At 63.5% G+C, this 18,823-nt stretch carries 12 protein-coding genes; 9 read left to right on the plus strand and 3 right to left on the minus strand.

Features of this window, described 5'->3' with window-relative positions; genetic code table 11:
• Positions 1-3: 3 nt before the first annotated feature.
• The gene (locus H0241_RS33225) at positions 4-1,842 is read right to left on the minus strand and encodes a CHASE3 domain-containing protein (protein ID WP_181061977.1); all 1,839 of its coding nucleotides are present in this window, start codon (positions 1,840-1,842) and stop codon (positions 4-6) included.
• Positions 1,843-2,089: 247 nt separating this feature from the next.
• On the opposite strand from H0241_RS33225, the gene H0241_RS33230 reads away from it, so the two are divergent.
• The 8 genes from H0241_RS33230 to H0241_RS33265 all read left to right on the plus strand — a co-directional run bounded on the left by H0241_RS33230 (position 2,090) and on the right by H0241_RS33265 (position 14,072).
• A complete protein-coding gene (locus H0241_RS33230; protein ID WP_023685777.1) occupies positions 2,090-3,343 on the plus strand; it encodes an aspartate kinase in 1,254 nt (417 codons plus the stop codon).
• Positions 3,344-3,426: 83 nt separating this feature from the next.
• Positions 3,427-5,697: a phosphoenolpyruvate--protein phosphotransferase gene (gene ptsP, locus H0241_RS33235; protein ID WP_181061960.1), complete on the plus strand. Its 2,271-nt coding sequence runs from the start codon at positions 3,427-3,429 to the stop codon at positions 5,695-5,697.
• Between the two features lie 207 nt (positions 5,698-5,904).
• Positions 5,905-6,984: a peptide chain release factor 1 gene (gene prfA / locus H0241_RS33240; RefSeq protein WP_181061961.1), complete on the plus strand. Its 1,080-nt coding sequence runs from the start codon at positions 5,905-5,907 to the stop codon at positions 6,982-6,984.
• Positions 6,977-7,855 carry a peptide chain release factor N(5)-glutamine methyltransferase gene (gene prmC / locus H0241_RS33245; protein ID WP_181061962.1) on the plus strand — a complete coding sequence of 293 codons (879 nt, stop codon included), beginning with the start codon at positions 6,977-6,979 and terminating at the stop codon, positions 7,853-7,855. The genes prfA and prmC overlap by 8 nt, the downstream gene beginning before the upstream one ends.
• A gap of 304 nt (positions 7,856-8,159) precedes the next feature.
• Entirely contained in the window at positions 8,160-9,137 is a 978-nt protein-coding gene (locus H0241_RS33250) for a DUF4167 domain-containing protein (RefSeq protein ID WP_181061963.1), read from the plus strand.
• A 211-nt stretch (positions 9,138-9,348) separates the two neighbouring features.
• Positions 9,349-11,955 carry an ATP-dependent chaperone ClpB gene (gene clpB, locus H0241_RS33255; RefSeq protein ID WP_181061964.1) on the plus strand — a complete coding sequence of 869 codons (2,607 nt, stop codon included), beginning with the start codon at positions 9,349-9,351 and terminating at the stop codon, positions 11,953-11,955.
• A gap of 63 nt (positions 11,956-12,018) precedes the next feature.
• Positions 12,019-12,375, plus strand: a complete 357-nt coding sequence (locus H0241_RS33260) for an MmcQ/YjbR family DNA-binding protein (RefSeq protein ID WP_181061965.1) — start codon at positions 12,019-12,021, stop codon at positions 12,373-12,375.
• 188 nt (positions 12,376-12,563) lie between these two features.
• A complete protein-coding gene (locus tag H0241_RS33265; protein WP_181061966.1) occupies positions 12,564-14,072 on the plus strand; it encodes a L,D-transpeptidase family protein in 1,509 nt (502 codons plus the stop codon).
• Here the strand turns inward: H0241_RS33265 and H0241_RS33270 are convergent.
• On the minus strand, positions 14,046-14,678 hold the full coding sequence (locus tag H0241_RS33270; protein ID WP_181061967.1) for a TMEM175 family protein: 633 nt from the start codon (positions 14,676-14,678) through the stop codon (positions 14,046-14,048). The two genes, H0241_RS33265 and H0241_RS33270, sit on opposite strands and share 27 nt — an antisense overlap.
• Positions 14,679-14,846: 168 nt before the next feature.
• Between H0241_RS33270 and H0241_RS33275 the strand changes: the two genes are divergently transcribed.
• Complete coding sequence (locus H0241_RS33275; RefSeq protein WP_181061968.1) at positions 14,847-16,406, plus strand: MFS transporter; 1,560 nt, start codon at positions 14,847-14,849, stop codon at positions 16,404-16,406.
• Positions 16,407-16,472: 66 nt separating this feature from the next.
• Here the strand turns inward: H0241_RS33275 and H0241_RS33280 are convergent, their stop codons facing one another.
• Positions 16,473-18,443 carry a M23 family metallopeptidase gene (locus H0241_RS33280; protein WP_181061969.1) on the minus strand — a complete coding sequence of 657 codons (1,971 nt, stop codon included), beginning with the start codon at positions 18,441-18,443 and terminating at the stop codon, positions 16,473-16,475.
• Between the last annotated feature and the right edge of the window lie 380 nt (positions 18,444-18,823).

Genomic DNA, 18,823 nt, shown 5'->3' on the forward strand with positions numbered 1-18,823 from the left:
CGCCTATTTTGCGTCCAGCACGTCGCGCAGTTTTGCCGCCAGCTGCTCGATGGTGAAGGGCTTGGCCAGGAAATGCACGTCATGGTCGAGCACGCCGTTGTGGACCACGGCGTTCCTGGTGAAGCCGGTGGTGAAGATCACCTTCAGCTGCGGCAGGCGCGCAAGCGCTTCCTCGGCGAGCTTGCGACCGTTCATCACCGGCATGACGATGTCGGTGAACAGAAGCGCGACACCCGGATTGTCCGCCAGTATCTGCAAGGCTTCGTGGCCGCTGCCGGCATGGATGACGGTATAGCCGAGTTCGCGCAGCGCATCCGTGGTCGAAGCGCGCACGCGGGCATCGTCTTCGACGACAAGGATCGTCTCGGTGACCGCGGCAGGATTGTCGCCTCGCCCGGTGGGCAGGAGAGCCTCTTCCGCGCCAAAGAAACGCGGCAGGTAGATCTTGATCGTCGTGCCTTCGCCGGGTTCGGAATAGATCTTGACGTGACCGCCCGACTGTTTGACGAAGCCGAACACTTGGCTCAGCCCCAGGCCAGTGCCCTTGTTGACCGGCTTGGTGGTGAAGAATGGTTCGAATGCCTTGGCCATGATTTCAGCCGGCATGCCTTCGCCAGTATCGCTGACGGCGATCATCACATACTGGCCGGCTTTGACCTCTGCATGGGTGGCGGCGTAGCTGTCGTCGAGATGGCTGTTTACGGTCTCGATGGTCAGCTTGCCATTGTCGCCCATGGCGTCGCGGGCATTGACCGCCAGATTGAGGATAGCGTTCTCGATCTGGCTTGGATCGGCATGGGTCTTCCACAGGCCGCCGGCCAGCACTGTTTCGATGCGGATGGTTTCGCCGAGCACTCGCCGCAACAGGTCCGACATCCCGGTGACCAGACGATTGGTGTCGACCACTTGCGGCGCCAGCGGCTGCTGGCGCGAGAAGGCGAGCAGCCGTGCTGTCAGATTGGCGGCCCGGGTCGCCGCGTCGGTCGCGGCCTCGATGAATTTTATGATGTCGTGCTCGCCACGGGCCAGCTTGCGCTGGGCAAGGTTCATGGCGCTGATGATCACCGCCAGCATGTTGTTGAAATCGTGGGCGATACCGCCGGTCAGCTGGCCGACCGCCTCCATCTTCTGCATCTGGCGCATCTGCGATTCGGCCGTTTCGCGCGTCCGGATCTCGTTGCCGAGCTCGATGTTCTTGCGCATCAGCTCTTCCTGGGCGACGGCGACCTCGCGAAAACGGCGGCGCGACAGCCGGATCGTGTAGGCGCCAAGCAGGAAGATCGCCAGCAGCGCCGCCAGCGAGCCGATGCGCAGCCAGCTTTCGACCCGGTCGGTATGTTCGTCGCGGGCAGCGATTGCCGCGCCGCCGATGCGCCGGATGGTGTCCATGCTGGCCCGGATCTGGTCCATGGCGGCCTTGCCCTGGCCGCTGCGAACCAGTTCCAGTGCTTTCGCCGCATCGCCGCGATCGTAAAGCGCAATCGTCTGCGCCATATCAGTCTGCTTCAGCGAAAGCGCGTCCTTGATGCGATTGATCTGCTGGACGAGTTCGTCGTCCGGCGTGGTCATGCTGTCGATGCGGGCAAGCTGGCCCGGAATGGCCTTGACCGCCTGCCGATAGGACTGGAGGTAGGATTTCTCGCCGGTCAGGAGATAGCCGCGCTGACTGGTTTCGGCGTCCTGCGCCAGCGAAAGCAGGCCGGACAGCGATTCCTGGTAGTCGATTGCCTGGCGCGCCGCTTCGCGATTGGCCCTCTGGCCCTCGACCAGCACGGCGCGCGTGCCGACGATCAACGCCAGCACCGCGAAGCCGGCGAAAAGCGGCAGCGATTGCCATCGCATGGTACGCCGAAGACGAGCAATCATTTGATATGCCGGACCAAAAGGAGTTCCCCGCGGGCAGCATTTGGTAAGCGGCGGCGGAGCGGAACGCAATATGCCGTCGTCTTGAAGCCGGCAATCCGTGGCCAGCCTTGCGAAACCGTGATCATTTGGCTAAGGAGGCCGCGCATTCAGCGGCCGGCTTCTGTCGGACGCTTTCTTCCCCTTTCGGCTCCGGGCCGGCTTCAGTCAAAGGCATTTCGCTTCCATGGCGCGCATCGTGATGAAATTCGGCGGAACCTCCGTCGCCGACATCGCCCGCATCCGCAACGTGGCGCGTCACGTCAAACGTGAGGTCGATGCCGGCCATGAGGTCGCTGTCGTGGTCTCGGCGATGGCCGGCAAGACCAATGAACTGGTCGGCTGGACCCGCGAAGCATCGCCGATGCATGATGCGCGCGAATATGACGCCGTCGTCGCCTCGGGCGAGCAGGTCACCGCCGGCCTTCTGGCGATCACGCTGCAGAATATGGGCGTGCATGCCCGCTCCTGGCAGGGCTGGCAGATCCCGATCAAGACCGACAACGCCCATGGCGCGGCGCGCATCCTCGACATCGATGGCGCGTTTCTGATCAAGCGCTTCGGCGAGGGCCAGGTGGCTGTCGTCGCCGGCTTCCAGGGCATCGGCCCGGACAACCGCATCGCCACGCTCGGCCGCGGCGGCTCGGATACGAGTGCCGTGGCCATTGCCGCGGCAGTCAAGGCCGACCGCTGCGACATCTACACCGATGTCGACGGCGTCTACACCACCGATCCGCGCATCGAGCCGAAGGCGCGGCGGCTTAACAAGATTTCGTTCGAGGAAATGCTCGAAATGGCCTCGCTCGGCGCCAAGGTGCTGCAGGTGCGGTCGGTCGAGCTTGCCATGGTGCACAGGGTGCGTACCTTCGTGCGGTCGTCCTTCGACGATCCCGATGCGCCCGGAATGGGGGATTTGCTCAATCCCCCGGGAACGCTCATTTGCGACGAGGAAGAGATCGTGGAACAGCAGGTCGTCACCGGAATTGCCTACGCCAAGGACGAAGCGCAGATTTCGCTGCGCCGCGTCGGCGACCGCCCGGGCGTTGCCGCCGGCATTTTCGGCCCGCTGGCCGAAGCCAACATCAATGTCGACATGATTGTCCAGAACATTTCCGAGGACGGCAAGTTCACCGACATGACCTTTACCGTGCCGTCCGGCGACGTCGACAAGGCGCTGGCCGTGCTCGAGCGCCTGAAGGCTTCGATCGGCTATGACGTCGTGCAGTCCGAAGCCGGCATGTCGAAGGTTTCGGTCATCGGCATTGGCATGCGCAGCCATGCGGGCGTGGCCGCCACCGCCTTCAAGGCGCTGGCCGACAAGGCGATTAATATCCGCGCCATCACCACCTCCGAGATCAAGATTTCGATACTGATCGACGGTCCCTACACCGAACTGGCGGTTCGCACTTTGCATTCCGTCTACGGTCTGGATAAGCAGTAGCGAGAACGATTTGAGTTGTTGCGTGTGCGCCGGTCGCAGTGGAAACTGCGGCGGGCAAAATGCCCATTGGAGAAGAAGCCGCGATGCGTGATACGGCCAGTGGCCCGCGCGTTCTGCTGAAACGGCTCCGCGAGCTCATGCAGGAGCCGCTGGAGCCGCAGGAGCGGCTCGACCGGATCGTGCGCGACATCGCCTCCAACATGGTCGCCGAAGTCTGCTCGCTCTATGTGCTGCGCGCCGATTCGGTGCTCGAACTCTACGCCACCGAGGGCCTGAACCCGAACGCCGTCCACTTGGCGCAGCTGCGGCTGGGGCAAGGCCTGGTCGGTACGATTGCCGCCAGCGCGCGGCCGCTGAACCTCTCCAATGCGCAGGAACACCCGGCCTTCGCCTACCTGCCGGAGACGGGCGAAGAGATCTACAATTCCTTCCTCGGCGTGCCGGTGCTGAGGGCAGGGCGCACGCTTGGCGTGCTCGTGGTGCAGAACAAGACGATGCGCCATTACCGCGACGATGAGGTCGAGGCGCTGGAAACCACCGCTATGGTCATCGCCGAGATGATCGCCACCGGCGATCTTGCCCGGCTGACCCGGCCCGGCCTCGAACTCGACCTGCGCCGTCCCGTCAGTTTCACCGGCCTGTCCTTCAACGATGGCGTCGGGCTCGGCCATGTCGTGCTGCATGAGCCGCGCATCGTCGTCACCAACCTGTTCAACGAGGACAGCGAGGAGGAGGTGCGCCGGCTTGAGACGTCGCTCGGTTCGCTCAGGCTTTCCATCGACGACATGCTGGAGCGCCGCGACGTCGCCTTCGAGGGCGAGCATCGCGAGGTGCTCGAAGCCTATCGCATGTTTGCCAACGACCGTGGCTGGGTGCGCCGGCTGGAAGAGGCGATCCGCAACGGCCTGACGGCGGAAGCGGCGGTGGAAAAGGTGCAGAGCGACATGCGCGCCCGCATGCTGCACATGACCGATCCCTATCTGCGCGAGCGGATGAGCGATTTCGACGATCTCGCCAACCGGTTGCTGCGCCAGCTGATGGGCCGTGGGCCAGAGGATGTCGCGGCGTCCTTGCCGAAGGACGCCATTCTGGTCGCCCGTTCGATGGGCGCGGCCGAACTGCTCGACTATCCCCGCGACAAACTGCGCGGCGTGGTGCTGGAAGACGGCGCCGCCACCAGCCATGTCGTTATCGTCGCGCGCGCCATGGGCATTCCGGTCGCCGGCCAGATGAAGGGCGCCGTTTCCATGGCGGAAAACGGCGATGCCATCATCGTCGACGGTGAGGAAGGCACGATCCATCTGCGGCCGCAGCCCGATCTCGAAGCCGCCTATGCCGAAAAAGTCCGCTTCCGGGCGCGCCGGCAGGAAGTCTATCGGGAACTGCGCAAGAAGCCATCAATGACCAAGGACGGCGTCCAGGTCGATTTGTTGATGAATGCCGGCCTCGCCGTCGACCTGCCGCAGCTGGCCGAGGCCGGTGCTGCCGGCATCGGCCTGTTTCGCACCGAATTGCAGTTCATGGTCGCTTCCACCTTCCCGCGCGCCGAGGCGCAGGAGAAACTCTACCGCGACGTGCTTGACGCGGCGCGCGGCAAGCCGGTCACCTTCCGCACCATCGACATCGGCGGCGACAAGGTGCTGCCCTACTTCAAGGGCGCCATCCAGGAAGAAAACCCGGCGCTCGGCTGGCGGGCGATCCGCCTGACGCTCGACCGCCCGGGGCTGCTCAGGACGCAGATTCGCGCTTTGCTGAAGGCCTGCGGCGGGCGCGAACTGAAGCTGATGTTGCCGATGGTGACCGAACTCGGCGAAATCGCCCAGGCGCGCGAGATCATCGACCGCGAGGTCAGGCATCTCTCGCGCTTTGCCCATCATCTGCCGACCAGCCTCAAGCTCGGCGCCATGCTGGAAGTGCCGTCGCTGCTGTTCCAACTCGACGATCTGATGAAGGCGGTGGATTTCGTCTCGGTCGGCTCCAACGATTTGTTCCAGTTCGTCATGGCGGTCGATCGCGGCAACACGCAGCTATCCAACCGCTTCGACACGCTGTCGGCGCCGTTCCTGAGAGTGCTGAAGCAGATTGCCGATGCCGGCGCACGCAACCACACGCCAGTGACGCTGTGCGGCGAACTGGCGGGAAAACCCATCTCCGCCATGGCGCTGATCGGCCTTGGCTACCGCTCGATCTCGATGTCGCCGGCCTCGATCGGTCCGGTCAAGGCGATGCTGACCGAACTGCCGCTGGAGGAATTGCAGGCGTTCTTCGATGATAATTTGATGGCGCCGGCGCATGGGCTGCCGATGCGGGCGCTGCTGCAAGCCTTCGCCGACGACCGTTCCATCCCTCTCTAGATTCACGTGAGGGCGGTCTGCAAATGGCGACTTTCTGCGCTTCCGGCCTTCGCCGGCCAAAGCATTCATGAGTGGCGTGGCGGTTAAATTAGGGCTATGGCCGGCGTCGGCCGGTGCTCATGTACCCAAATGTACATTCCGCTCCGGTTCTCAAAACTCGCCATTTTCGACTCGCCCTGACGTGAATTCCACCGAAGTTTCAAGATCATGATCAATCTTCCCCGCGAGCGTATGGATCAGGTCGTCAAGCGTTTCGAGATGCTCGAAGCGCAGATGTCGGCCGGGCCGGCGGCCGATGCCTATGTAAAGATGGCGTCGGAATATGCCGAGTTGCAGGACATGGTAGCCAAGGTCCGGGAACTGCGCTCAGCCGAACATGAACAGGCCGACCTCGAGGCGATGCTTGCCGACAAGGGCACCGATGCCGAGATGCGGGCATTGGCCGAGGCCGATCTGCCCGGGGTCGAGAAGCGCATCGAGGAACTGCAGAAGGACATCCAGATCCTGTTGCTGCCCAGGGATGCCGCCGACGACAAGAACGCCATCCTCGAAATCCGCGCCGGCACCGGCGGCGATGAGGCAGCCCTCTTCGCCGGCGACCTGTTTCGCATGTATGAGCGCTATGCCGCCGAACGCGGCTGGCGTTTCGAGACCGTGTCGGCCAGCGACGGTGATGCCGGCGGTTTCAAGGAAATCATCGCCACCATTTCCGGCCGGGGCGTCTTTGCCCATCTGAAATTCGAATCCGGCGTGCATCGCGTGCAGCGCGTACCGGCGACCGAGGCCAGCGGGCGCATCCATACCTCTGCGGCGACGGTCGCCGTGCTGCCGGAAGCCGAAGAGGTCGATATCGACATTCGCGCCGAAGACATCCGCATCGACACGATGCGCGCCTCGGGTTCGGGCGGCCAGCACGTCAACACCACCGATTCGGCGGTGCGCATCACCCATTTGCCGACCGGCATCATGGTGGTGCAGGCGGAGAAGTCGCAGCACCAGAACCGGGCGAAAGCCATGCAGATCCTGCGCGCGCGGCTTTACGACATGGAGCGCAGCAAGGCGAACGAAGAGCGCTCCGAGGCGCGCAAGTCACAGGTCGGTTCGGGCGACCGCTCGGAACGCATCCGCACCTACAATTTCCCACAGGGGCGCCTTACCGATCACCGCATCAACCTGACGCTCTACAAGCTCGACCGGGTGATGATGGGCGAGCTCGATGAGGTCATCAACGCGCTGATCGCCGACCACCAGTCGAAGCTGCTTGCCGATATTGGCCTCGATGGCTGACACCCTGCCCGGCACGCTCGGGCCGCTGCTGCGGGCAGCGCGAGAGCGGCTTGCCGCGGCCGGCGTCGCCGATCCGGCGCTGGATGCCAGGCTGATCGTCGAGCATTTCTCCGGCACGACCCGAACGCAGGCCATCGCCGAGCCGCAAAAGGCGGTCGAGGCGGATGTGGTCGCGGCGATCGATGCCGCCTTGCGGCGTCGCCTTGCCGGCGAACCGGTGCACCGCATCCTCGGCTACCGCGAATTCTACGGTCTGCGCCTTGCGCTGTCGCCGGAAACGCTGGAGCCGCGGCCGGACACCGAAACGCTGGTCGAAGCGGTCCTGCCTTTTGCCAGCGAAACAGCCGAAAGGCTGGGGGAATGCCGCATCCTCGATCTCGGCACCGGCACCGGCGCCATTGCGCTGGCCCTGCTCAGCGCCGTTCCCGCCGCGACCGCCACCGGCGTCGATATTTCACAAGATGCGCTCGCGACAGCGACCCGCAATGCCGAGCAAACTGGGCTGGCCGGCAGGTTCGAGGCCCTGCACTCCGACTGGTTCGCAAAAGTTTGTGGCCGGTACCATGTAATTGCCGCAAACCCTCCCTATATACCGTCTGGAGACATTGGAAATCTGCAGGACGAGGTCCGCGATTTCGATCCGCACAGAGCCCTTGATGGTGGTGTGGACGGTCTTGGCCCCTACAGGATCATCGCCGCCGAGGCTGCAAGGTTTCTGGAAGCACAAGGCAAGATTGCGGTCGAGATCGGCCACACGCAGCGCAATGAGGTCAAAGACATATTCACGGCAGCCGGCTACAGGCTGGCCAGGGCATTTGTCGACCTTGGCGGAAATGACAGGGTTCTTGTGTTTGAACAGGGAAAGCCTTGACGCAGTGCAAAAAAGCGCTTGGCAATGCCGGGGAATGCGGCTAGGGTCCGCCTTAACCGGATGAGACGAAGCAGGCAGTGCTCTTAGCGATTCGGTTTTCCTTGGAAATAGCTGCCTTCTTGCGCAAACGACGCCCAAGCTTCGAGCGGGAATCGTCCGGCAAGTGATGTAACCGGAACAGGATGACACGTGGCGCCAACGCAATTGATGCGGGCGAACGCCGGTGAAGAGACGAAACGGCTGGCTGCATGAGCGCCTCCGTTCGTGAAACGTTTTTCGAAAATTTCAAAATGAAGAGAGTCTAATGAGGCCACAACAGCAGAACAGGCGCATGCGCGGTCGCAACAACAATGGCGGCGGCGGTGGCAACAACAATAATAACAACAACAACCGCAAGGGCCCAAATCCCCTGACGCGCAACTACGAGAGCAACGGCCCGGACGTGAAGATCCGCGGATCGGCTCAACAGATCGCCGAAAAATACGCCACTCTGGCCCGTGACGCGCAAAGCTCCGGCGACCGGGTTATGGCGGAGAACTACCTCCAGCACGCCGAGCACTACAATCGCATCATTGCCGCCGCTCAGGCGCAGATGCCGATCCAGAATGCCCAGCAGAACCGCGACGATTTCGACGACGACGAAGATCGCGACGATTTTGACAGTGCCGGCAACAACAATGGTGGCGAGACGCAAGCTCCGCTGGCCAACCCCGGCAACGGGCCGCAGCCGACGATCGAAGGCACGCCGGCCGAACTGGCATATGGCCAGGAAAACGGCCGCGACAACAACAATGGTCGTGACAACAATGGCCGCAACAATAGTGGCCGCGACAACAATGGCCGCAACCGTGACCGTCGCCCCCATGGCGGTTATGGCCAGAACGAGCAGCGTGGCGACTTTGCCCCGCGCAGCGAGCAGAACGGCCAGCGCGGCGACCAGCAGCGCTTCAACGAGACGCCGGCACAGGCCGAGACCGTCGCTGCAGCTGAGCCTGCGGCCGAGACCGGTTTCTCCGAGCCGGCACCGGTGTACGAAAACCTTTCGCCGGCGGCTCTTGCTGCCCGGGCCGAGCTCAATGAGGCGGCCGCCGAGAGCGGCGCTGCTCGTCGCCCGCGACGGCCGCGCCGCCCGCGCACCAATGCGGATCAGGTCGGTGACGAGCAGGCTGGTGGTGACCAGACGGATCGCGTCAGCGAGACCGCTGCCGCTGTTGACGTGGCGGATGCGGCACCGGCTGAAAATCCTGCCGGCGACCCGTTCGTCGTCGACGCCAACAACTGACCGGACAAAGACGGTAATGCTTGCAAACGGCGGAGAGAAATCTCCGCCGTTTTCGTTTGCGCGGGCATGCAATATCATCAGCCCGACGTCTTGAGCGGCAATGGCTTGCGCCCCATATCTGGCGTGAACTGGACCCGGCTCGGATGAGCGGGTCCGTCACCGCAATCGGATCCGGTGCCGCAAAGCGGGCCGGTGATGGAAGGAGACAGATATGAACCTCGAGAAATACTCCGAGCGCGTCCGCGGATTCACTCAATCCGCCCAGACCATGGCGCTCTCGCGCAATCACCAGCAATTCACCCCCGAACATATGTTGAAAGTCCTCGTCGACGACGATGAGGGGCTGGCCGCCTCGCTGATCGAGCGCGCCGGCGGTAACGTCCGTGACGTCAAGCTTGGCGTCGAAACCGCACTTGAGGCCATGCCCAAGGTGGAAGGCGGCAACGGCCAGCTCTATCTGGCGCAGCCGTTGGCCAAGGTCTTTTCGACGGCGGAAGAACTGGCCAAGAAGGCCGGCGATAGCTTTGTCACAGTCGAGCGGCTGCTGCAGGCGCTGGCCATGGAAAAGTCCGCCAAGACGGCTGATATCCTGGGCAAGGCCGGCGTCACCGCACAGGCGCTGAACCAGGTCATCAACGACGTCCGCAAGGGCCGCACCGCCGATTCGGCGAGCGCCGAGCAGGGCTATGACGCGCTGAAGAAATACGCGCGCGACCTCACCGCCGACGCCCGCGCCGGCAAGCTGGACCCGGTGATTGGCCGCGACGACGAGATCCGCCGCACCATCCAGGTGCTGTCGCGGCGCACCAAGAACAATCCGGTACTGATCGGCGAACCCGGCGTCGGCAAGACGGCGATCGCCGAAGGCTTGGCGCTGCGCATCGTCAATGGCGACGTGCCGGAATCGCTGAAGGACAAGCAGCTGATGGCGCTCGACATGGGCGCGCTGATTGCCGGCGCCAAATATCGCGGCGAGTTCGAAGAGCGGCTGAAGGCCGTACTCAACGAAGTCACCGCTGCCGCCGGCGGCATCATCCTGTTCATCGACGAGATGCACACGCTGGTCGGCGCCGGCAAGGCCGATGGCGCCATGGACGCTTCGAACCTGTTGAAGCCGGCGCTGGCGCGTGGCGAACTGCACTGCGTCGGCGCGACCACGCTCGATGAATACAGGAAGCATGTCGAGAAGGATGCAGCACTTGCCCGCCGCTTCCAGCCGGTTTTCGTTGACGAACCGACCGTGGAAGACACGGTTTCGATCCTGCGCGGCCTGAAGGAAAAATACGAGCAGCACCACAAGGTGCGCATCTCGGATTCGGCGCTGGTGGCCGCGGCAACCTTGTCCAACCGCTACATCGCCGACCGGTTCCTGCCGGACAAGGCGATCGACCTTGTCGACGAAGCCGCGTCGCGGCTCAGGATGCAGGTCGATTCCAAGCCCGAAGCGCTGGACGAGATCGACCGCCGCATCATGCAGCTCAAGATCGAGCGCGAGGCGCTGAAGGTCGAGACGGACGACGCCTCGAAGGATCGGCTCGCCCGTCTGGAAAAGGAACTCGTCGGCCTCGAGGAGGAATCGACCGAGATCACGACCAAATGGCAGGCCGAAAAGCAGAAGCTTGGGCTCGCCGCCGATCTCAAGAAGCAACTCGACGAGGCCCGCAACGAGCTCGCCATTGCCCAGCGCAAGGGTGAATTCCAGCGCGCCGGCGAGCTTGCCTATGGCAAAATCCCGGAGCTGGAGAAGAAGCTCAGGGAAGCCGAAGCCCAGGACGGCAAGGCCGGCATGGTCGAAGAGGTGGTCACGCCCGACCACGTCGCCCATATCGTGTCGCGCTGGACCGGCATTCCGGTCGACAAGATGCTGCAGGGCGAACGCGACAAGCTGCTGCGCATGGAAGACGAGATCGGCAAGCGCGTCGTCGGCCAGGGCGAAGCTGTGCAGGCTGTCTCCAAGGCCGTGCGTCGTGCCCGCGCCGGGCTGCAAGATCCGAACCGGCCGATCGGCTCGTTCATGTTCCTCGGGCCGACCGGCGTCGGCAAGACGGAGCTGACCAAGGCGCTGGCCAATTTCCTGTTCGACGACGAGAGCGCCTTGGTGCGTATCGACATGTCGGAATACATGGAAAAGCACTCGGTCGCCCGGCTGATCGGCGCACCTCCCGGCTATGTCGGCTATGAGGAAGGTGGCGCGCTGACCGAAGCGGTGCGGCGCCGGCCCTATCAGGTCGTGCTGTTCGACGAGATCGAGAAGGCGCATCCGGATGTGTTCAACGTGCTTTTGCAGGTGCTCGACGATGGACGGCTGACGGACGGGCAGGGCCGCACGGTCGACTTCCGCAACACGCTGATCATCATGACGTCGAACCTCGGCGCCGAATATCTGGTCAATCTCGGCGAGGACCAGGATGTCGATGTCGTCCGCGACGAAGTGATGAATGTCGTCAAGGCGTCGTTCCGGCCGGAGTTCCTCAACCGCGTCGACGAGGTGATCCTGTTCCACCGGCTGCGCCGGCAGGATATGGGCCGCATTGTCGAGATCCAGCTCAAGAGGCTGGAAAGCCTGCTCGTCGACCGCAAGATCACGCTGTCGCTCGACCAGGAATCGATCGACTGGCTGGCGGCCAAGGGCTACGACCCGGCCTATGGCGCGCGGCCGCTGAAGCGGGTGATGCAGAAAGACCTGCAGGACCCGTTGGCAGAGAAAATCCTGCTCGGCGAGATCCTCGACGGTTCGACCGTCAAGGTTACCGCCGGCTCCGACAGGCTTAACTTCCGGTCGAAGCCCACCATGGTGGCGACCGAGGCCGCAGCCTGATCAAAGCGCCGCGCGTCCTGAACGGACGCGCGGTGTTTTCTTGTGAATTCGCAGGGGGAGCGAATGACGCTGGACGACTACAACAGCTTCTGCGCCTCGCTGCGGCAGACCACGCATGTCGTGCAGTGGGGTGGCGCCCATGTCTGGAAGGTCGGCGGCAAGGTCTTTGCCATAGGCGGCTGGAATGATGGCGACCAGCTTTTCGTCACCTTCAAATGTTCCGAAATGGCCTTTGACATTCTGAAGGATCAGCCTGGCTGCCGGCCGGCGCCCTATCTCGCCTCGCGCGGCATGAAATGGATCCAGCGTCAGACAAGCCAAAGCATGGATGATGGTGCGCTGAAGGACTATCTCCGCGAAAGCCATCGCCTCGTCGTCCTCAAGCTGACGAAGCAGACACGCAAGGAATTGGGCCTGTAGCGACCTGAAATCCGCCATCTTCATGCCCGGTTCATGTTGGAAAGCTTATGTTCTGGTTTGCTGGCGAAGGGGTTGCCCGCAGGCTTTGACGGTCAGGGCGTTCCTTGCGCATCCAAACGGAGGCGAGTGCGTTCTGAAGGGAACACTGCCGGAGCGGCGGCAATTACGGACCGGAGAGTTTGACCACCATGTTCCGCACGATCTTTGCCTTTTCGGTGCTCGCCGCCGGGCTGCTTGCGTCCAGCGCCATGGCATCGCCGACGGTGGATAGTGCGCTGCCGGTTGTTCGCGCTGCCGATAGCGGCGGCATCGTGCTTGCCCAGGATGGCAATCTCGACATCTACTACGACGCCAGGGGCAACCGCGTCATTGTCGATGCCGACACCGGCAAGGTCATCGCCATCCAGCCGCCGCAGACCAGGCTCGACCGCCGTGCGCTGCGCCGCCAGATGCGGGCGCGCGAACTTGGACGCGCACCGGTCGGGGATGACGACCGCTATTATCTCGACGATCCCGAAGACATGGCGCGTTTCCGCCGCAGGCAATTGGAAGAGGAAGGCAGGGTCATTCCGCCGGACAACGAGTACGATCCTGACAGCGGCAATTCGGTGGATGCCTATCCGTCGGCGCCGCAGGATGACGGCAACTACAGCGACACCTATCCGGAAGCGCCGAACTCGGCCGAGCCGGGACCCGTCAAGCGCCAGCCGCTGAACGAAGCTTCGATCGATCCCGCCGAGCCGGCGGCGCCCGGCGACGAAGCCGCTCTGCCGCCCAAGACCGAGGGCGGCAAGACCGTCGTCGATCCCTCGCTTTCACTCGGCGCACGCCAGGATGTGGCTGCCTTGCAGGTGCTGCTCGACCGCGCCGGCGCCTCGCCCGGCGTCATCGACGGGCGCTTCGGCTCCAATGTCGACAAGGCGCTTGCCGCCTACAATCAGATCACCGGCAGCAACCTGCGCTCGACCGATTCGGTCGGCATCCAGGCAGCGCTGGCGCAAACCGGGGGCGATGCTTTCGCCAATTACACGATCACGCCTGAGGACGCGGCCGGTCCTTATGTCGCCTCGATACCGGAAGATTACAGCCAGAAGGCGCAGCTCGACCGCATGGCCTACACCTCCGTCACCGAAGCCTTGGCGGAGCGCTTCCACATGGACGAGAACTACCTGAAGGGGCTCAATCCCGAGGCCGACTTCAATCGTCCCGGCACCATCATCAAGGTCGCCAATTTCGGCAGGCTGGTCGCAACTCCGGTTGCCCGCATCGTCGCCGACAAGGACAAGAAGCAGGTGTTCGCCTATGACGCTGACGGCAAGCTGGTCGCGGCATATCCCGCCACCATCGGCTCCGCCGACACGCCATCGCCGACCGGCACCCATACGGTGTCGCGCGTTGCGCTCGATCCGAACTACACCTACAACCCCAGCATCAATTTCAAGCAGGGCCAGAACGACAAGATCCTGACCATTCCGCCGGGTCCGAACGGCCCGGTCGGCTCGGTCTGGATCGCGCTGGACAAGCCGACCTATGGCATTCACGGCACGCCCGACCCCTCCAAGATCGGCAAGACCGAAAGCCATGGCTGTGTGCGCCTGACCAACTGGGATGCGCGTGAACTGGCCAAACTTGTGTCGCCGGGCGTGACCGTCGAGTTCGTCGGCGGGCCTTCAGCCGATGATGTTGCGCAGCAGTGAGCTGCGCAACGCGAATGCATAGATCAGCTGCACGACCAGGATAAAGCCGACGCTGAGCAAGGGGCTGATGAGGCAGAGTGCTGCGCCCACGGCCCACAGGATCTGCGCCTTGACGATGCGCACATAGACGGTGCGCTTCGTCTCCGCATCGACATCCTCTGCCAGAAAGCCGTTCTTGTCCGCATACCACCAGCTGGCGAACAGCGTCACGCCCAGCATCAGCAGGTTCAGCCAGTAGACGATCACCGCGGTTCGGAACTCTAGGAAATCGGCCAGCAGGTCGGTCGAGAACGGCAGCAAGGCGATGAAGGCGAGAAAACACAGATTCAGAGTGGCAAGCCGCCGATCGGACCTGGCGATCAGCCCGTGTTGCGCCTGCTGGCCGAACCAGAAGATGGTCAGGGTCAGGAAGCTCAGCGCATAGGTCAGGAAGCGTGGCGCGAGTCCGGCGATTGCCGAAAGCAGCTCGCCCTCGGAATGGACCATTTCGTGCGCCGGCACGCGAATCTCAAGCACGATCAGGGTAAGCGCAATGGCAAAGACGCCATCGGTGATGCCGACGACGCGCCCGCGCGCTTCTACCGATGGTTCGAGCGGTCGTTTCATGCGGCTTCCCCTTCCTTGCGATCGTCTTTGAAATCTAGCACGACGCCGGCGGTTTATATCCGGGTTGATGTGACCCTGCCATGCGGGCAGGCCATTGCCGGGACTGGATTCATGACAGCGGGGCGCTGGCTGGTTGTTGGCCGCCCGCAACAAGTCTAAGCAGCGCTCATGAAGTCTCCGAGCGAAGCCGCAGCCGTTCCCCTGACCAGCTCACTTGCCAACGGTTCGTTTTGTCCGCCGTCGCAGCGCAAATTCGTGCTGGTCGCGGCGATCCTGGCGTCGGCGCTCGGCTTCATCGACGGTTCGATCCTGGCCATCGCCATGCCGGCGATCCGCGTCGACCTCGGCGCCAGCCTGGCCGAGGCGCAATGGATTTCCAATGCCTATGCACTGACGCTGTCGGCGCTGATCCTGGCTGGCGGCGCGGCCGGCGACCGATTTGGCCTCAGGCGCGCCTTCGTCGCCGGCATTGCGCTGTTCATTGTCGCTTCGCTTGCCTGCGCGGTGGCGCCGAATGCGCTGGTGCTCATCGCCTTTCGCGCCATTCAAGGCGTCGGTGCTGCGATCATGGTGCCTGGCAGCCTCGCCATCATCGCCAAGTCCTATCCGAAGAATGAGCGTGGCCGGGCGATCGGCATCTGGGCGGCCGCTTCGGCGCTGACGACGGCGCTCGGTCCGGTGCTGGGCGGCTTTGTCCTGTCGGCTTTTGGCGGCGGCATCTGGCGGGCGATCTTCGCCGTTAACCTGCCGCTCGGGCTGATCTCGATCTATCTGCTGCTGGCCAAGATTCCCGCCGACGCGCCGACGGAGAAGCGAAGCCTCGATCTCGGCGGCGCCGCTCTCGCCACGCTTGCCTTCGGGGCGCTTGCCTACGGACTGACCGCGATGAGCGCCGAAGACGGTGGACTGATGTCGGGGCCGAGCATCGCCGCGGGCGCGGTGCTGCTCGTCGTCTTCATCGTCTTCGAGCTTTGGCAGCGCGAGCCGATGATCGATCTCAAGCTGTTTCGGATCGGCGCCTTTGCCGGCGCCAACGTCGCCACCTTCTTCCTCTACTTCGCGCTGTCGGCCAATTTGTTCTATCTGCCGATGCTCTTGATCGCCGGCTGGGGGCTGAGCACCAGGGAAGTCGGCTTCATCTTCCTGCCGCTGTCGGCGTCGATCGCTCTGCTGTCGGGTCCCGTCGGCCAGTGGTCTGATCGCATAGGTCCGCGCTTTCCGATCGCCAGTGGCTGCCTGGTCGTCGCCGTCGCCTTTGCCGGTCTCGCACTGCTCACCCATGCCGGCATGCACAATTTCTGGACCGGCACGTTTCCGCTGATGGCGGTGATGGGGCTCGGCATGGCGCTGGTGGTCTCGCCCCTGTCGACGGCGATCATGACGGCGGTCGAGGACAAGGATACGGGTGCCGCCTCCGGCATCAACAACGCGGTTTCGCGCATTGGCGGGCTGATCGCTGTGGCGGCGATGGGTTCGCTCGCGGCCTGGGTCTATTCGACGATGCTCGACACCAGCGTCAGGCCCGGAATTCCCGGGTTTGGCGAACCGGTCTCCGCCGCGCTGGCGCCGGAACTCGAAGCAACGCGGCTCGCCGCCAGCGACGCGGCGTTCGCAGCCGTGTCGACGGTGACGGCGGTGCTTTGCCTTCTCGCTGCAATTATCGCTTGGGCGACCGTTTCGGGGCAAAGGCTGCCCTGGTCACGAGCCGAAGAGAATAAGTCGACCTGATTCGGGCGGGCTGATTCGAAATGCTTTGATTCAGCGCAAATGTGACTCGGTGTCCGTTGTGAAGGCTCAGCCTTCGATCTTGGCGCTCGCGACCTTCAGCGAATTGCTGTCTTCCTGCTTGAGGAGGTCGTCGATGCGCTCACGCTCGCGCTTGAAGGCGACCAGGTCGTCGCCCTTCAGCACCTTGCCGACCGGCAGGCGCACGCGCATCGGGTCGACCTTGGTGCCGTTGACGATCAGCTCATAGTGAAGATGCGGACCGGTGGAGAGGCCGGTCTGGCCGAGGAAGCCGATGGTCTGGCCCTGGCGGACATGAACGCCCGGCTCGATGCCTTTGGCAAAAGCGCTCTGGTGATTGTAGGACGTCTCATAGCCATTGGCATGGCGGATGATGATCTGCTTGCCGTAGCCGCCGGCCCAGCCGGCCTTTTCGACGGTGCCGTTGCCGGCGGCGATGATCGGCGTTCCGATCGGCGCTGCCCAGTCGACGCCGGTATGCATGCGGACATAGCCGAGGATCGGATGCCGGCGGGCGCCGAAGCCGGAGCGGAATTTTCCGGCGGGTAGGGGATTGCGCAGCAGGAACTGCTCGGCGCTCGACCCATCCTCGTCGAAATAGTCGGTCGAGCCGTCCTGCATCTGGAAGCGGTAGAAGTTGCGTGTCTGGCCGCCGAAGGTCGACGAGACATAGAGTAGTTCCGATTCGTCGGACGCCTGATCGTCGCCGTCCGGCTGCGAGAACAGCACGTCGATGCGATCCGACGGATTGAGCCGGGACTGAAAATCGACGCCGGAGGCCAGGAGCTTGACCAGTTGCTGGGTCAGCTTCTTCGACATGCCATAGGAATACGCGGCGCGGTAAATGCCGTCATAGACGTTCGGCAGATTGCCGCGAACAACCACCGGCGCCGACGAATCATCGAACGCGGTCAGCAATTCGGGATTTGGCTCCGGTTCCTGCGCTGGCACATACTGGCCGCGGTCGTCGAGCGCGATGGTCACGATATGCGTGGTCTTGTCATAGACGCTGGTGCGAACGACCTTGGCGGCGTCACCATGCACTTCGAGGCCGACGCGCAACACGGTTCCGGCCTTCAGCGCCGGTGCGTTGAGCAGCTTGCCGATCGCCTCGGCCATGCCGGTCGCGTCATCGCCCGTATAGCCCGAATCGGCAAAGGCCTCGGCAATGTCGCGGTCCCTGGTAAAGGGGATGATTTCCTCGGCGAAAGCCGGGGTCTGGTCGTCGAGGGCGACGCGCGGCGCCACCGAAACGTTTTCCGGCACGATCTTGACGTCATAGGAGCCGGCCATCGATTCGGCGAAGGCGTCGCCGAATCGCTGCGGGTCGACATAATGCAGCGAAGCAACCTGGATAGCGCCGTCGCTGAGATCCGTACCGGCCTCGCGCACCACCTTTTCCACCTCATCGGCGGACAGGTCGCTCTTTTCGTCGAAAGAGGCCGTCTCCATCGGGAAATCGACCGTCTTCAGGCTCATCTCGCTTTCGACCTTGGCGCCGTAGATCTGGCCGCCAACCGCGGAAGCCGTCGCCGGCTGCGCGGGCGTTGAGTCGCCGTCGTCGCCGAACACCTGCATCGGGTCGAATGGCGGATAGGCCCGGTTGGTGGTGTGGCCGGCGGCCAGCGCCATCTTGATCTGCACGAACGGCACGGTGTGGATAACGTCGCGGTCGCCGACCTTGGTCACCATCGACACTTCCATGCGCCGGCGGTCCTTGGCCTTGGCGATCTGGCGCGGCGCCACCAGTCTGGTGGTCTTGGCGACCTCGCCGGAATCGCCGCCGCTTTCGAGCTGGGCCAGTTCGGCGATTTCGGGCGGGGTTGCCAGTTGCTGGCGGCCGTCGAGGGCGGCAAACAGCGCCACGCCCATCAGCACACTCGAGGTCACGCCAGTAAGGAAGGTGCCCGACAGCCAGCGCGCCGAAACCTCGCGCCGGTCGGGCGGTCCGCTGCGGCCATCCGCGATCAGCGGCGGCTCATTGCCGAGTTCGGCTATGACATCTTCCGTGTCTGGCATCCAGAAAGGCTGCTTCTTCCCCGGGCGGAACGGCTTGTCGGCTCTTGTTGGGCCATGACATTTGCCTGTCACGGCGGGTGAAGTCAACGAAGCGGCGAAATCCCCACTCACACGCTCTGTTTTACGGCCCCTTATAAAGAGGCGTCTTTACGCTCTTATAAGAGGCACCGGACCGGTGATGCGCAGGCCCCGATTTGGTCTCTTATAGGAAGGCGCCGCGCGGGTCGCGCAGGGCCTTCCTTGTTGGCCTTGGTGTCGAACGGCAATGCGGCGGCAATAGGGCTCCTTCTGGGCAACCCCAATGTTCCCCTGGGGCAGTCAGCCGGCTCCAAAACTTCTGTCGCAAAAAGTTCAAAAACATCGTGGAATGGAGTTGACAG

The sequence above is a fragment of the Mesorhizobium neociceri genome, from assembly GCF_013520985.1.
GTDB lineage: Bacteria > Pseudomonadota > Alphaproteobacteria > Rhizobiales > Rhizobiaceae > Mesorhizobium > Mesorhizobium neociceri.